Origin of the sequence: Pseudophaeobacter sp. 1A09344 (assembly GCF_041008745.1) — a bacterium.
Lineage (GTDB): Bacteria > Pseudomonadota > Alphaproteobacteria > Rhodobacterales > Rhodobacteraceae > Phycobacter > Phycobacter gallaeciensis_A.
On sequence record NZ_JAXGFS010000001.1, the window covers coordinates 33,998 to 48,933 of the forward strand.

A 14,936-nucleotide genomic window follows, 5' to 3' on the forward strand; every position below is an offset into this window, starting at 1 on the left:
ACAATGAAGCATAATTCCCGGACCGGGGCAAAGGTGCTGGCGATGCAGGGTCTTGCATGGCTGCGCGATGTCTGGCGTATTCTTTTGCATCGCGGGCCAAGCCAGTTTCAATTCTGGATGATCGCCTTGCTGATCGGTATCTCGGCCGGTTTTGCGGCCTTGCTGTTCCGAAAGGGGATTACCGCCCTTCAGGCTTGGATCTATGGCGCCGAGGATATTCATTTTCTGCACAGTTTCGCGCAGGATCTGCCGTGGTACATGCTGCTGGTGATCCCCACCGTGGGTGGGCTGGTCGTCGGAATCATCCTGCACAATTTCACCCCCGATGGGCGGGTGCGTTCGGTTGCCGATGTGATCGAAGGGGCGGCAATGCGCAATGGCCGCGTCGAAATCCGCGCCGGGCTTGGGTCGGCCATGGCGTCCTTCCTGACGCTGTCGACCGGCGGATCGGCGGGGCGCGAAGGGCCAGTGGTGCACCTTGCAGGCGTCATTTCCAGCTGGGTCAGCGACCGGATCAAGGCCGATGGCATCACCGGGCGCGATCTTTTGGGCTGTGCGGTGGCAGCGGCAGTTTCTGCGAGCTTCAACGCGCCTATCGCCGGTGCGCTGTTCGCGCTTGAGGTTGTGTTGCGGCATTTTGCTGTGCATGCCTTTGCGCCCATCGCCATCGCCTCGGTCGCGGGCACGGTGATCAACCGGTTGGAATATGGCGATGTTACGGAATTCACGCTGACCACGCCGGGCGCCTTGCAGTTCTATGTCGAGCTACCTGCCTTTTTGATGCTCGGGTTGATTTGTGGACTGGTCGCCGTGGTGCTCATGCGCTCGATTTTTTGGGCAGATCGAGTGGGAACCGATATCCAGACAGCTCTATCGATCCCGCGCTGGCTGCGCCCGGCGGTCTCTGGCTTTCTTCTGGGGGCGATTGCGATCTGGTTTCCGCATATCATCGGGGTTGGCTATGAGACGACGGTGCTGGCGCTTACTGGTGGGTTGGTGCTGTCGCAGGCCATCCTGTTCACCGTGGTGAAAACCGCTGCCGTGGCCATCACCATGGGCGGGCGCATGGGGGGCGGGGTGTTTTCACCGTCGCTGATGATCGGAGCGATGACCGGCCTGTCCTTTGGGCTGATCGCGACATCGGTCCTGCCGGAAGTGTCAGGGACGCATACGCTTTATGCCTTTGCGGGCATGGGGGCGGTCGCGGCTGCCGTTCTAGGGGCGCCGATCTCGACCACGCTGATCGTATTCGAGCTGACCGGAGACTGGCAAATCGGCCTTGCGGTCATGGTTTCGGTCTCCCTGTCGACGGCGCTGGCCTCGCGGCTGGTGGACCGGTCGTTCTTCCTGACCCAGCTGGAGCGGCGCAATCTGCATTGCGCGGCCGGGCCGCAGGCCTATCTGCTGGCGCTGTTGCAGGTGGGTGGGTTGATGCGGCCGCTGGGGGATCCGCGCTGCGCCACGCCAGAGGACTGCGCTCCGCTGATTGATCAAGGACTGATGCTGCGCCCCGATCAGTCGCTGGAGGCGGTGCTGCCGGTGTTCGACCGGGCGGATGTGCCGTTCTTGCCGGTGGTTGCTCCGGATGACGTGCCCGCGCCGAGCGATGCTGAGCAGCAGGGCCGCCTTCTTGGGGTGCTCTACCACGTGGATGCGCTGAAGGCCTATAACCGCGCCCTAGTGGCAACGGCTGCAGAGGAACACAGCTAAGACCCGGGGGCGGTTCTGGTGTGCCTCAGCTGGCGGGCTGTTTCAGGGTTTCGGTGAGAATCTCACGTAGCCATGCCAATCTGGATGATCCATCGAACCGGCGATGCCAGACCAGATCAAATTCTGCATCCGGAACGCTCAGCGGTAGCGGAGAACTGCTGAACCCCCGGAACGCAGAATTTATTAGCATGGCCGGCAGGGTGGCAACCGTGTCGGTGCCACGGATCACCTCGGCCAGCAGCCAGACATTCGGCACGCTGACGGCAATGTCGCGTGACAGGTTGAGAGCCTCCAGCGCGCTCTGCACGGTGCTTTTGTAGGGGCCGCCGAAATCCAGCGTGGCATGGCTGGCGCCAGAGTAGTCGTAGACGTCCTTTATCGGTCCGCGCACCTCAGGATCGTAAAAGACCCGGAAGCCCTCGGAGAAAAGATGCGCATGGCACAGGGTCGCGGGATAGACTTCGGGGCGGGGGGCAATGGCAAAATCGGCAATCCCACGCTCCAGCAGGTTTTCGGCATTCGCGCTGGGGCCAAGCTCGCGGAACACCATGCGTTTTCTGGGAACTTCCTGCCAGATGCGCGTACAGGTTCGGTTGACCTCGGGGACAAGAACGCCGCCGTTTGTGGCGATCACAAACGGATCGGGGTCATTGGCGGGGACGTATTCCCCATGGTCCACCAGCGCATCCATCTGGGCCAACAGGCGTCGAACCTTGGGCACCAGGCGTTCCGCGCGTGGGCTGGGAACGATGCCGCGCCCGGCCTGCACGAACAACTTGTCGCCTATGATGCAGCGCAGTTTTTCCAGGTTATGACTGACGGTGGATTGGCTGATGTTCAGCTGCTCAGCCGCCTTGCTGACGGACATTTCATCGTAAACTGTTAAAAAGACCCGAAGCAGGCGACCACTCAACTGAGATGTATCTACGTCACGCATTTATTAATTTTTTCTTTCGCTGGATTGGATGAACCGCTTTTTTAAGTAAAGTTAACGGCAACGGGCGTAAATGGGGTGCGGAAGGGAAAATATGCGTACTTATAAATTCGACCCGAAAGAGGTCGAAGTACAAAACAAAACGAGCGAGCAGGACAAAGAACAGGCGGCCCTCGAAGCGTTGGTCAACTACGCAATCGAATGCGCCAGAGACGCAAATGTCTTTGGGTCGGGGGAAGCTCTGGAACAGGCAAAACGGCATTTGGTCCGTTCTGTACTGTTGTAGGGCTGATCTGCTTTCAGGCGGATGGGCCACTTTGAAATCCTGATATCGGGGCGGTCCTGATGGGCCGCTTTGACCGGCCGCGGGCGCCGGAATAGGTGCCGACCGTGATCTAGCTTCGAGCCCCTCATTGGCAAGGGCACGGAAGTATAGGCGGTCCAAAATTTTGTATAATTGTTAATGATACGCGCAGGTCGCGCGGTACCGCTGTCGGTCAGTTTAAATTTAATGATTGCTATCGGTTCTTAGTGGCTTTGAAAACGGCACAGCGCCGGTAAAACGCTGTGCCGCCTAGAAGCTGTGCCGTAAAAGGCGGCCCTGCTGACCCGGCAGATTCAAATCTGTTCGATCTTCACCGAGTCACTGGGATAAAACGCCAAATAGCCTTTTATTTCGCCCACGTCACTGATTGGGTCCTCATAGCTCCAGACAGCGTCTTCGGTCACCGAGGATTTGTTTACGATGGAAAAATAGGAGGCATCGCCCTTGTGCGGGCAATGCGTCGTCTTGCTGCTCGGATCGAGAAAGGCCATGGCGATGTCTTCGCGTGGGAAATAGATGACCGGCGCATGACCCTCTTCGCTCAGCTCTAGTGCGCGGCTGGTTTCGCCCAGAACGGCCCCGCCCGAGCGCACCACCCAGGTGCCATCTGCCTTGCGAATTCGGATCTTGCTCATGTTATTTTCCCCATCTCGTCATTGGTATGCATGTCTTGCCCCGGCAATGTAACAGCCGGGTATCAGATCGCCGCAGTCGCCACGTCCAGCCAGGCCTGTGCGGCAGGGCTGATCATTGGGCGGATTTTCTGGGCGACCTGCGCATGATAAGCATTCAGCCAGTCGCGTTCTTCCCTTGATAGCATATCTGCGTCAATCAGCCGCCGGTCGATCGGGACAAAGGTCAGGGTGCGCCAGTCCAGCATGTCCCGCTCTGCGTCGCCGCCGGGCAGGGCAGGGGCCTTTTGCGCGACGATCAGGTTCTCGATCCGGATGCCAAAGGCACCTTCGCGGTAATACCCCGGTTCATTGGACAGGATCATACCTGGCTGCAGCGGTACCGCAGAGGCACGGCTGAGGCGCTGCGGGCCTTCGTGTACGCTGAGGTAGGCGCCGACGCCATGGCCCAGACCATGATTGAAATCCTGCCCGGCCAGCCACAGCGGCATCCGCCCGATGGCCTCGATGTCGCGCCCGGCCAGTCCCTGTGGCCAGCGCAGGCGCGAGATTGCGATCATGCCCTGCAGCACGCGGGTAAAGGCGGCGCGTTCCTCGGCTCCCGGGGCGCCAATAGCAATGGTGCGTGTGATGTCGGTGGTACCATCCAGATACTGCCCGCCGCTGTCCAGAACCAGCAGATCGCCGTCCTGCAGTACCGTGTCGGTCTCGACCGTGACGCGGTAGTGGATCACGGCGCCATTGGCCCCGGTGCCCGAAATGGTGTCAAAACTGATATCGCGGAGCTTGTCGTCGCGGCGGCGCAGCGTTTCCAGCTGCTTGACCACGTCGATTTCTGTGATGCTACCCGGCGGCTGGTCGTCGAGCCAGGCCAGCAGTTCCACCACGGCGGCGCCATCGCGCAGGTGGGCGGCGGCGCTGCCTTCGATCTCTGCCGCGTTCTTGCAGGCCTTGGGCAGGGCGCAGGGGTCGCCTGTCGGCTGAAGACGGGCGCCCAGAGTCTCGGCAACGATCTGCGGCAGGCTGTCCCGGTCCACCGCCACGGCGCCATTGAGCGCGCCCACGGCATTCAGGAAACCGGCAGGTGGATGCACGGTTACGCCTGCGCCCAGGTGATCCGCCAGCCCCTCCAGTTTCGACGGCTCCATGAACAGGTCCACACGCGCATCACTGTGCAGGATGGCAAAGCCATGGGCGACCGGATTGCGTGGAATGTCCGATCCGCGGATGTTCAGCAGCCACATGATGCTGTCGGGTAGGGTGATCAGGGCGGCCTCTTGTCCGGCCTCGCGCAGGTCCTTGGCCAGCCGTCCGCATTTGTCGGCGGCGCTTTCCCCGGCGTACGCCTCGGGGTGGGCGATGACGGGCTCTGCGGGCGGTGCAGGCTGGTCCTCCCAGATGCGGTCCACCAGGTTTTCACAATCGACAAGCATGATGCCGCTGCCGTCCAGCTGTCTGCGTAGGTCGGCGATCTGGCCGGTGGCGTGCAGCCATGGATCAAACCCGACGCGACCGCCATCCGGCAGCTGTTTCTTCAGCCAGTCGTGCAGCTGGACCTCGGGCCAGGGCACTGGGGTATAGACATCAGCGACCTGCTGTTTCACCTGCGTGCGGTAGCGTCCGTCGATGAAGACACCCGCGACATGGGCCATGGCCGCGCAAAACCCTGCAGAGCCGGTAAAGCCGGTCAGCCAGGCAAGCCGGTCGTCCCGCGGGGCGACGTATTCACCCTGATGCGCATCGGCGCGGGGGACAAGGAAGCCATCCAGCGCCTCCCGATCCAGCTCTGCGCGCAGTGCCTGCAGCCGGGGCGGCCCCTGATCCGGGCGGGCGGTGACGTCGAATGACTGAAACATGGGGAGCCTCCTGCGTTGGCGGGTGTCAACCGCGCCAGAGAACAGCGAAGCGGGGCCGGGTGCAACCCGGGAAATTCAGGCCGCGCCGACAGGTGGGTTCTGAAAGGTGGTGTCGGGGAAGGGCTGGCGCAGGCCGAATTCCAGCAGTTCCAGATGGTCCTGTCCGTAATAGGGATCCCCATCCAGCACATAGGTCGGTGAGCCGAACAGATGCATCCGCAGGGCCGCATCGGTATTTGCCTGTAGAACCGCCTGCACATCGGGCGCCATCGCACCTGCAAGCAGCGGTTCGGGGTCAAGCCCGGCGTTTCGTGCAGCCTGTGACAGCTGCTCGGGGTTCATCAGGTCGATGTCATCGCGCCAATGCGCCTCAAGCAACGCATGGGCAAGGGCATCAACGTCCTGCCCCAGACGTTCGGCCATGATCACCATGCCGCTGGAAAGGGTCAGGGCGTTGTCATGGTAGGTCGGACGGTAGGTAATGATCGGAACACCGCGATAGGCGGCCCAGCGTTCGATCTCGCGTCCGAAGAAGTAATCGACATGCGCCTGACTGCGCCCGGCAAAGGGACGCCCGCCTGCCTGCTCCACCACTGGCGACAACAAAAAGGGGCGGTGGATCAGTTGGCAGTCATGGGCCGCGCAGATTTCTGCCAGCCGCCTGGAGCCAAGATAGGCATAGGCGGAATGGGTGGAGTAGAAATATTCGATCTTGCGCTGCGCCATGCCGGGGCTCTCTTAACTGGCCTTCTTGATGCCCATGACACGGGCGCGGGCGCGCGGGTCGCTGTCAAACAGCGCCGCCAGCTGTTCGGTCATGGCTCCGGCGAGTTGTTCGACATCGGTAATGGTCACCGCGCGGTCGTAGTAGCGCGTGACGTCATGGCCGATGCCGATGGCCAGAAGCTCCACCTGCTTTTTCTTCTCCACCATGGCGATCACATCGCGCAGGTGTTTTTCCAGGAAGTTCGCCGGGTTCACCGACAGGGTAGAATCATCTACCGGCGCGCCGTCGGAAATCACCATCAGGATCTTGCGCGCCTCGGGACGGCCGACCATCCGGCGGTGCGCCCATTCCAGCGCCTCACCGTCGATGTTCTCTTTCAACAGGCCCTCTTTCATCATCAGGCCAAGGTTCGGATGCGCCCGGCGCCAGGGCACATCGGCGCCCTTGTAGATGATGTGGCGGAGATCGTTCAGGCGCCCGGGCTGTTGCGGGCGGCCTTCGTTCAGCCAGGCCTCGCGCGCCATGCCGCCCTTCCAGGCGCGGGTGGTAAAGCCGAGGATCTCGACCTTCACGTTGCAGCGTTCAAGGGTGCGGGCGAGAACGTCGGCGCAGATCGCCGCGATCGAGATCGGACGCCCCCGCATCGAGCCGGAGTTGTCGAGAAGCAGCGTCACCACGGTGTCGCGGAACTCGGTATCCTTTTCGCGCTTGAACGACAGCGGGGTGGTCGGGTTGGCGACAACGCGCGCGAGACGGCCTGCGTCCAGAATGCCCTCTTCCAGGTCGAACTCCCAGGAGCGGTTCTGCTGCGCCTGAAGACGGCGCTGCAGCTTGTTGGCAAGGCGGGAAACCGCGCCTTTCAACGGTTCCAGCTGCTGATCGAGATAGGCGCGCAGGCGCTCCAGCTCGGCTGGTTCGGCCAGATCTTCTGCGGCGATTTCCTCGTCGTGGGTGTCCAAGAACACCTTGTAGTCGGGATCCGCTTCTGAGGCAGGCGGCGGCGGGGGCGGGTCCAGCGGCGCCTCGCCATCGGGCATTTCGGTTTCTTCCGACAGCTCGTCCTCAGCCATCTCGTCCATCGAGACCTGGGCCTGGCTTTCGTCTTGCTGCTGCTCCTGCGCCTGTTCGGCATCCGCATCGGCCTGTTCGTCGTCGGAATCATCTTCGCCGGAACTGTCGGGATCCTGCTGCTCTTCGGCGTCCTCTTCGGCCTGGTCTTCCTGATCCTCATCCGGCTGATCGGGGTCATCGCCCAGCTGGTCGCCATAGCCGAGATCGGTGATAATCTGGCGGGCAAAGCGGGCGAATTCCGCCTGATCGGCAATTTTCTCTTCGAGGTCGCCGAGCGTTTCACCGGCTTCGGCCTCGATATAACCGCGCCACAGTTCGGCCACGTTGGCGGCACCTTCGGGCAGCGGGCGGCCCGTGGCCATCTGCCTTACCAGATAGCCCGCAGCAGCAGCCAGCGGCGCCTCGGTCGAGGATTTCATCTGATCATAGCCGCGCCGGATCGCCTCGTTGCGGATCTTGACGTCGATGTTGGAGGCGGTGCCCGGCATGTGGCGCGCGCCCATCGCCTCGCAGCGGGCGGTTTCCATCGCCTCGTACAGATCACGGGCCATCTCGCCTTGCGGTGCGTATTTCGCGTGGACGGCATCGTCGTGGAACTTGTGGCGCAAAGCGAGCGCATCCGCAGTGCCGCGGGCCAACAGCACTTCCTCGCGCGTCATCCGGCGGGAGACCTGCGGCAGGCGCATGGAATCGCCCGAAAGCCCGGCCGGGTCGACCGTGTAGCTGACCGACAGTTCGGAATCGTCGGCCATCACCTTGGTCGCTTCGGCCAGCGCCTTTTTGAACGGATCTGCCGGGTTGTCGGTCGGTTTGCTCATATTTTCGCTCTCACTTCATCGAGGTCGGCTTCATCGGCCGCCAGCCGCGCCAGCAGGTCCACATGCACATCCAGCGCATCTACCACCCTATAGCCCGGATCCTGCCCGTCAAACGCCAGGTTGAGATCGGTGCCCGCCAGCACGATGGCATCGGCGCCTAGACCATCGACCATCCGCTGTCCTGCATCTAGGAACAGCGCCCGCTTTTGCGGCGTGCATACCCCGGCGACGGCCATGTCCTGATAGCTTTGGCCCAGGTCCTCGATCTCATCCTCCAGCGCCACGGCGCGGGTTTTCTTCAATTGCCCATAAAGGCCCGTCTTCATCACCACGCGGGTGCCCAGCAGACCGACGGTGTTCAGCCCCTGTGCCGCAAAATAATCGTCCAGCGGCGTGACGGCCGAGACCAGCGGCAGGGACGACAGCGCCACTGTTTCGTCGAAACAGAAATGCCCGCCCAAAGAGGTGATGGCGACGCAATCGGCCCCGGCGCCGCGCAGACGGTCGATCAATCCTGCATAGATTTCGGCCTGCGCCGCGCGGTTGTCCGACAGATTGTTGCGGATCAGCTCCTGCACATCGGCATGGACGACGGTCAGCTCCAGCGGCAGGCCCCGTGCGGCCATCGCCGCCGTCAGCCGCTGGTAATAAACCACCGTGGCCGCAACGCCGATTCCACCGATCAGGCCGATATGCATGGGAGTGTCCTTACCGGGTTCAGGCGACGTTTGCCGCGCTTTCGGGCAGTTCCTCGTCAAAGCAACGCTGATAGAACTCGGCCACGGTTTGACGTTCCAGCTCGTCGCATTTGTTCAGGAACGACAGCCGGAAGGCATAGCCCACGTCGCGGAAAATCTCGGCGTTCTGCGACCAGTTGATCACGGTCCGCGGCGACATCACGGTGGACAGGTCGCCGTTCATGAAGGCGGTCCGGGTCAGATCCGCAACGGTGACCATCTGGCTGACGATCTTGCGGCCCTTCTCGGTGTTGTAATGCGGTGCCTTGGACAGGACGATGGCTGTTTCGGCATCGTGGCTGAGGTAGTTCAGCGTGGAGACCAGCGACCAGCGGTCCATCTGGGCCTGGTTGATCTGCTGCGTACCGTGGTAAAGGCCCGTGGTATCGCCCAGACCGACGGTGTTCGCGGTGGCGAACAGGCGGAAGAAGGGGTTCGGGGTGATGATCTCGTTCTGATCGAGCAGGGTCAGCTTGCCGTCATGCTCCAGGACCCGCTGGATCACGAACATCACGTCGGCACGGCCCGCATCGTATTCGTCGAATACGATGGCAACCGGATTGCGCAGCGCCCAAGGCAAGATGCCTTCGTGGAATTCGGTGACCTGCTTGCCGTCGCGCAGTTTGATCGCATCCTTACCGATCAGGTCGATCCGGGAGATGTGGCTGTCGAGGTTGACGCGCACCGAGGGCCAGTTGAGGCGGGAAGCGACCTGTTCGATGTGGGTCGATTTACCCGTGCCGTGATAGCCCTGGATCATCACGCGGCGGTTGTGGCTAAAGCCCGCAAGGATGGCCAGCGTGGTGTCGGGGTCGAACTTGTAGGTCGGATCCAGCGCCGGCACCCGGTCAGAGCCTTCGGCAAAGCCCTTGACGGTCATGTCGGTGTCAATCCCGAACACATCACGGACCGAAATGGTCTCGGTCGGTTTCGCATTCATATCCAGCATGCCGTCGCTCATAGCAGTCGATCCTTATCTCTGTGCCCCGGCGGTCTGGGGGCGTAATTCGGGGGATTGGTGCCCGATCTGACGGAGAAGGGCAAGCGAAAGGTATGTGAGCGGTACAATTGCGCGACGTCTCACCGCGGTGGATGCGTGTTTGGCGGGCTGTGGCAGAGGATATGAGCGTATACGGGGAGCGCTGAAACGGGCTTAGAGCGAAGAATGTACGACGGCCAGATCCTGAACGAAAAAGGGCCCCGGTGGGGCCCTGATCACAAAATGCGCAGATCGGTTATTTGAAGCTGCGGCTCTCTTTCAGCTGGTCCCAGGCCCAGACAACCTCTTGCAGCTGTTCTTCCTGACTGCGGTCGCCGCCGTTCATATCCGGGTGCAGAACCTTGATCAGTTTCTTGTAGGCCTTGCGGATCTCAGCCTTGGACCAGTCGTCGCGGGCCTCCAGGATTTCCAGTGCGCGGCGCTCGGTGGCGGGCAGGCGGCGGCCGGATTTCGCGTTCTTGCCGGGGTTGCGGGTGGCATTGGCCCCCAGCACCTGATGCGGGTCCTCGATGCCCAGGCGCGCCCAGGCGCGGGCCTCGGGGTCGCCCATCGGGCGGGTCTGACGTTCCCAGACCTTGTCTTTGGAGGCCTGTGCGTTCAATTCAGCCTCGGTCGTGCCCTGGAAGAAGTTCCATTTCTGATTGTATTCCCGGATATGTTCCTGACAGAACCAGACGTATTCATCCAGCACATCGGGGGCTTTGGGGGCGCGGAACTTGCCGGCTTCCTCGCAGCCGTCCTTGGCGCAGGTTCGCACCGATGTTTCTGAGGCTCCGGATACGGCACGTCGCCCGCGTGGGTTTTTCTTTTTCGCGGAGCGGACGGACATATCGAAACCAAAGGGATCTGATTTGCTCATGGGGCGCACCTTCTAGACGGATCTGCTCGACTCGGAGCAAGCAGTTTAGTCTAAGGGGCAGAAGATAGAAGGGGGGAGGGGAAATTTTTATGAGAGTGAGCGGAAAATGAGCGTGAAGAGCGAAATGGAAATGCGCCTGCAAGAGGCGTTCCAGCCCAGCCATCTGGAGGTCGTCGACGACAGCGACAGCCATATCGGACATGCCGGTCATGACGGCGCGGGTGAGAGTCACTTTAATGTGAAAATCCGCGCTGCGGCCTTCGCCGGGATGAACCGGGTTCAGCAGCACCGCGCGGTCCACAAGGCATTGGGTGATATCGTGCCGCGTATTCACGCGCTGGCGCTGGATATCGGCAGTTAAGCACGGCTTATTGCGCCCCAAGCGGGCGCGGTATCCTCAGCGGGTTCCGGAGTCGTCTTCGGGATCGCCTGTCGGTTTTTCAGGCAGATCGCGTGTCGCTGACAGGCTGGCCCGGGTTTTGAGCGCGGTCGTCACGCCCGAAACCGGGCTGAGTTCTTCGACACCGTCGTCGCCCTGCATCTGCGCTGCGCCGGGGCCGGGAACTGGGGTTGCGCCTGATGGGGCTTCGGGATCGCCAGCCGTGGCCGTCAGCGGCGGGGCGGCCGCGGCTGTGTCCTCTGCTGGGGCCTGCTGCACGGGGGCAGGGGCCAGCGCACGGCGGAAGATCAGCACATTGCGCCAGTTGGTTGTCGATCCGGTCAGCCCGGAACGTTCGTCCGAGGGCAGCAGTTCTGCGCGCTGGTATTCCCAGCCTTCAGCGGCCATCTGGTTAAGGGTGATCTCGACCGAGTGGGCAAAGCGATCCTCGGGGGTTTTCACGCCCTTAGCCTTGGTGCCCTTATGCGGGGCGGGAACCACTTTGTATTCATAAGGCTGCATGCCGGACTCCTGACGACTAGCCCGAAGGTTTAGCGGATGCAGGCGAGGGGTCAAGCTGCGCCGCCGGAACGCGGCGCAGGCCGTGACATTCTCTCTACATCTGCGGCGGCGACAGGGCGCCGCGCGGTGGGGGCGGTTACTTCTTCGCAGCCAGCTGCGCCAGGGTCAGGCAGACGTTCGTCGCCGCGGCCATGTCCTGCACCGAAACCCATTCCAGCGGTCCGTGCACGCATTGCATGCCGCAGAAGATATTCGGCGTCGGCACGCCAAGCTCGGTCAAGCGCGATCCATCGGTGCCGCCGCGGATCGGGATCGAGATCGGCTCGATCCCATTGGCCTTGCAGGCCTCCAGCGCCAGATCCACCGGGGTCATGTCATCCTCCAGCCAGTAACGCATGTTGCGATACTGCGGGTAGATCTCGCAGGTGATCTCCGCGCGCGGCTCGCTTGCCTGCACGGCGTCGCAGACCTTGCGCAGAAGATCCCCCTTGGCGGCCAGCCCGCCCCGCTCGAAATCGCGCAGGATCAGCTTGATCTCCATCTCGGAGGAACCACCGTTCATGTCGGTCACATGCAGGAAACCCTCGCGCTCATCGGTCGTTTCCGGCGTCATCGTGGCCTGGGGCAGGGTCTGGATGATCTTGGAGGCCAGATGCGCTGCGTTGACCATCTTCTCCTTGGCCCAGCCGGGGTGGATCGACACGCCCTTGATCGTCACCACGGCGCGGTCAGCCGAGAAGCTTTCATAAATGATCTCACCCACATCGCTGCCATCCAGCGTATAGGCGAAATCGACGCCAAGATCCTTGGGCAGTTGCGGATCGACGCCGCGGCCGATCTCTTCGTCCGGGGTAAAGGCGATGCGGATGGGGCCATGGGGGATGTCTGGATTGTCGATCAGGTGCTGCGCCAGCGTCATCACCACGGCAACGCCCGCCTTGTCATCGGCGCCGAGCAGGGTGGTGCCCGAGGCGGTGATCAGGTCATGCCCTTCCTTGCCCGCCAGATAGGGGTGGTCCTTGGGCGAGAGCACCAGATCGGGATTGTCGGGATATGTGATGTCGCCGCCATTATAACCCTTGATCACGCGTGGCTTGACCCCTGTGGCGTTGAACTGCGGCGCGGTGTCCACATGGGCGAGGAACCCCACGGTCGGCCCCTCTGCCGTGCCGGGCACGGTGGCGAGTACCGTGCCGTATTCGGTCAGCTCCACATCCTGCGCGCCGATCTCTTTCAACTCCTCGACCATCAGGTTCAGCATATCGAATTGGATCGCGGTGCTGGGGGAGGAAGGCGAGGTCTCATCGCTTTGACTGTCGATGGCGGCATAGCGCACCAATCGGTCCTGAAGGGCCTGATCGAATTGGGTTTTCATGGGGTGCTCCGTAGCGAGGTGTTCGTTGGGCGGCAGGCTGGGCCAGAGCGCGGCAAGGGTCAAGGGCAGGCTTGCAACCTAAAGGGAGTGCGGGTGGCGCGAGTTGGGAGCGGCGGGAGATCTAGGGCGCGCCAATATGAAAGCCTGCAGTCCGCCATTGCAGGGAAATTGCAGGACCGCATCCGAGTCCTGAACAACCGCGGGCCTAGGCCACTTGCTTGGCCAAAGGGGAAAGCAGTTGGAAAAAGCCTGTTGATGTCTGGCTATCAAACAAGAAGGGCAGCGCCCGACCGGGATGGGGGAGAAGCCCCCGCGTTTTGCCGGAGGCAAACCTTTGGTTTGACGGGGCGGGCGGGGGCTGCCCGGTCTGGCGACCGGGCGTTTGGCGCGGTTTGTTGGCTGTAACAAAAAAAAGGCGCCCCGGGTGGAGCGCCTTTCGTAATCGATGTGCTTTGGCTCAGCCCAGTTTCTTGGCGACCAACTCGTTCACCGCCTTGGGGTTGGCCTTGCCGCCGGTGGCCTTCATGACCTGACCGACGAACCAGCCCGCCAGTTTCGGGTTCACTTTGGCCTTTTCCACCTGCGCGGGGTTGGCGGCGATGATCTCGTCCAGTGCGGTCTCAATCGCACCGGTGTCGGTCACCTGCTTCATGCCGCGCTCTTCGACGATCTTCGCGGGGTCGCCACCTTCGGTGTAGACGATCTCGAACAGGTCCTTGGCGATTTTGCCGGAAATGGCGTCCGAGGAAATCAGGTCAATGATCCCGCCCAGTTGCGCCGGGGAGACCGGGCTGTCGGTAATGTCGTGGTCTTCTTTCTTCAGGCGGCCGAACAGCTCGTTGATCACCCAGTTGGCGGCCAGTTTGCCGTTGCGGCCCTTGGCGACCTCGTCGAAATAGGCGGCCGATTCCACGTCCGCGGTCAGCACCGAAGCATCATAGTCAGTGAGGCCGAAGTCCGCGATAAAGCGGGCCTTTTTCTCGTCCGGCAACTCGGGCAGGTTGGCGGCGATACCGTCTACCCAGTCCTGTTCGATCTCCAGCGGAAGCAGGTCAGGATCGGGGAAGTAGCGGTAATCATGCGCTTCTTCCTTGGAACGCATGGAGCGCGTCTCGCCCTTGTCCGGATCGTAAAGACGGGTTTCTTGCTCGACCTGTCCGCCAGCTTCGACGATGGCGATCTGGCGGCGGGCTTCCACCTCGATTGCTTGCTGGATGAAGCGCATGGAGTTCATGTTCTTGATCTCGCAGCGGGTGCCGAGATGCGAGAAATCCTGGGTTTCCTGGTATTTCTCATAGGCGCCCGGCAGGCAGATAGACACGTTGACGTCGGCGCGCAGGTTGCCGTTCTGCATGTTGCCATCGCAGGTGCCGAGGTAACGCATGATCTGGCGCAGCTTGGCGATATAGGCGGCGGCCTCTTCTGGGCCACGGATGTCGGGGCGCGAGACGATCTCCATCAGGCAGACGCCGGTGCGGTTCAGGTCGACAAAGGACATGTTGGGGTCCATGTCGTGGATCGATTTGCCCGCGTCCTGCTCCATGTGGATGCGCTCGATCCGCACCATGCGCGCGGTGCCGTCGCCCAGTTCGACCAGCACTTCGCCTTCGCCGACGATGGGGTGGTAGAGCTGCGAAATCTGATAGCCCTGCGGCAGGTCAGGGTAGAAGTAGTTCTTGCGGTCGAATGCGGACCAGAGGTTGATATCCGCCTTGAGGCCCAGCCCGGTGCGCACCGCCTGTTCGACGCAATATTCGTTGATCACCGGCAGCATGCCGGGCATCGCCGCATCAACGAAAGAGACGTTTGAGTTCGGCTCGGCGCCGAATTGGGTCGAGGCACCGGAGAATAGCTTGGCATTGGAGCTGACCTGGGCATGCACCTCCATGCCGATGACCAGTTCCCAGTCATGCTTGGCGCCCGAGATCACCTTGGGCTTGGGGAGTTCATATGTCAGGTCGAGCATGGGTGCCGGCTCCTAATATCTGGTT

Annotated in this window: 14 protein-coding genes; 3 read left to right on the forward strand and 11 right to left on the reverse strand. The window is 62.0% G+C overall.

The genetic code is table 11. The features are described 5' to 3' along the window. Positions 1-3: 3 nt before the first annotated feature. Entirely contained in the window at positions 4-1,710 is a 1,707-nt protein-coding gene (locus tag SM765_RS00140; RefSeq protein ID WP_274833481.1) for a chloride channel protein, read from the forward strand. 25 nt (positions 1,711-1,735) lie between these two features. Here the strand turns inward: SM765_RS00140 and SM765_RS00145 are convergent, their stop codons facing one another. Beyond that, positions 1,736-2,647, reverse strand: coding sequence for a LysR family transcriptional regulator (locus tag SM765_RS00145; RefSeq protein WP_274836699.1), 912 nt, complete (start codon positions 2,645-2,647; stop codon positions 1,736-1,738). Positions 2,648-2,738: 91 nt separating this feature from the next. On the opposite strand from SM765_RS00145, the gene SM765_RS00150 reads away from it, so the two are divergent. Further along, positions 2,739-2,930: a hypothetical protein gene (locus tag SM765_RS00150; protein WP_065273789.1), complete on the forward strand. Its 192-nt coding sequence runs from the start codon at positions 2,739-2,741 to the stop codon at positions 2,928-2,930. Positions 2,931-3,262: 332 nt separating this feature from the next. Here SM765_RS00150 and SM765_RS00155 read toward each other — a convergent pair whose 3' ends face one another. The 7 genes from SM765_RS00155 to SM765_RS00185 form a co-directional block, all read right to left on the reverse strand. Next, positions 3,263-3,604 carry a DUF427 domain-containing protein gene (locus SM765_RS00155; protein WP_274836700.1) on the reverse strand — a complete coding sequence of 114 codons (342 nt, stop codon included), beginning with the start codon at positions 3,602-3,604 and terminating at the stop codon, positions 3,263-3,265. A 62-nt stretch (positions 3,605-3,666) separates the two neighbouring features. Beyond that, positions 3,667-5,457, reverse strand: coding sequence for an aminopeptidase P family protein (locus SM765_RS00160; protein ID WP_274836701.1), 1,791 nt, complete (start codon positions 5,455-5,457; stop codon positions 3,667-3,669). Positions 5,458-5,532: 75 nt separating this feature from the next. Then, on the reverse strand, positions 5,533-6,183 hold the full coding sequence (locus SM765_RS00165) for a 2-hydroxychromene-2-carboxylate isomerase (protein WP_274833486.1): 651 nt from the start codon (positions 6,181-6,183) through the stop codon (positions 5,533-5,535). Positions 6,184-6,195: 12 nt separating this feature from the next. Next, on the reverse strand, positions 6,196-8,073 hold the full coding sequence (gene cobT, locus SM765_RS00170) for a cobaltochelatase subunit CobT (RefSeq protein ID WP_065273065.1): 1,878 nt from the start codon (positions 8,071-8,073) through the stop codon (positions 6,196-6,198). Then, the gene (locus SM765_RS00175; RefSeq protein WP_274836702.1) at positions 8,070-8,771 is read right to left on the reverse strand and encodes an aspartate/glutamate racemase family protein; all 702 of its coding nucleotides are present in this window, start codon (positions 8,769-8,771) and stop codon (positions 8,070-8,072) included. The genes cobT and SM765_RS00175 overlap by 4 nt, the downstream gene beginning before the upstream one ends. A 19-nt stretch (positions 8,772-8,790) precedes the next feature. After that, the gene (gene cobS / locus SM765_RS00180; RefSeq protein ID WP_065273067.1) at positions 8,791-9,771 is read right to left on the reverse strand and encodes a cobaltochelatase subunit CobS; all 981 of its coding nucleotides are present in this window, start codon (positions 9,769-9,771) and stop codon (positions 8,791-8,793) included. A 274-nt stretch (positions 9,772-10,045) separates the two neighbouring features. Then, a complete protein-coding gene (locus tag SM765_RS00185) occupies positions 10,046-10,669 on the reverse strand; it encodes a J domain-containing protein (RefSeq protein ID WP_065273068.1) in 624 nt (207 codons plus the stop codon). A 106-nt stretch (positions 10,670-10,775) separates the two neighbouring features. Between SM765_RS00185 and SM765_RS00190 the strand changes: the two genes are divergently transcribed. Further along, positions 10,776-11,030: a BolA family protein gene (locus tag SM765_RS00190; protein WP_274828888.1), complete on the forward strand. Its 255-nt coding sequence runs from the start codon at positions 10,776-10,778 to the stop codon at positions 11,028-11,030. 36 nt (positions 11,031-11,066) lie between these two features. Here SM765_RS00190 and SM765_RS00195 read toward each other — a convergent pair whose 3' ends face one another. The 3 genes from SM765_RS00195 to gatB all read right to left on the reverse strand — a co-directional run bounded on the left by SM765_RS00195 (position 11,067) and on the right by gatB (position 14,911). Then, entirely contained in the window at positions 11,067-11,570 is a 504-nt protein-coding gene (locus SM765_RS00195) for a DUF4177 domain-containing protein (RefSeq protein WP_274836703.1), read from the reverse strand. Positions 11,571-11,706: 136 nt separating this feature from the next. Further along, positions 11,707-12,945, reverse strand: a complete 1,239-nt coding sequence (gene pepT / locus SM765_RS00200) for a peptidase T (protein WP_274836704.1) — start codon at positions 12,943-12,945, stop codon at positions 11,707-11,709. Positions 12,946-13,402: 457 nt separating this feature from the next. Further along, complete coding sequence (gene gatB, locus SM765_RS00205; protein ID WP_274836705.1) at positions 13,403-14,911, reverse strand: Asp-tRNA(Asn)/Glu-tRNA(Gln) amidotransferase subunit GatB; 1,509 nt, start codon at positions 14,909-14,911, stop codon at positions 13,403-13,405. Positions 14,912-14,936: the final 25 nt, after the last annotated feature.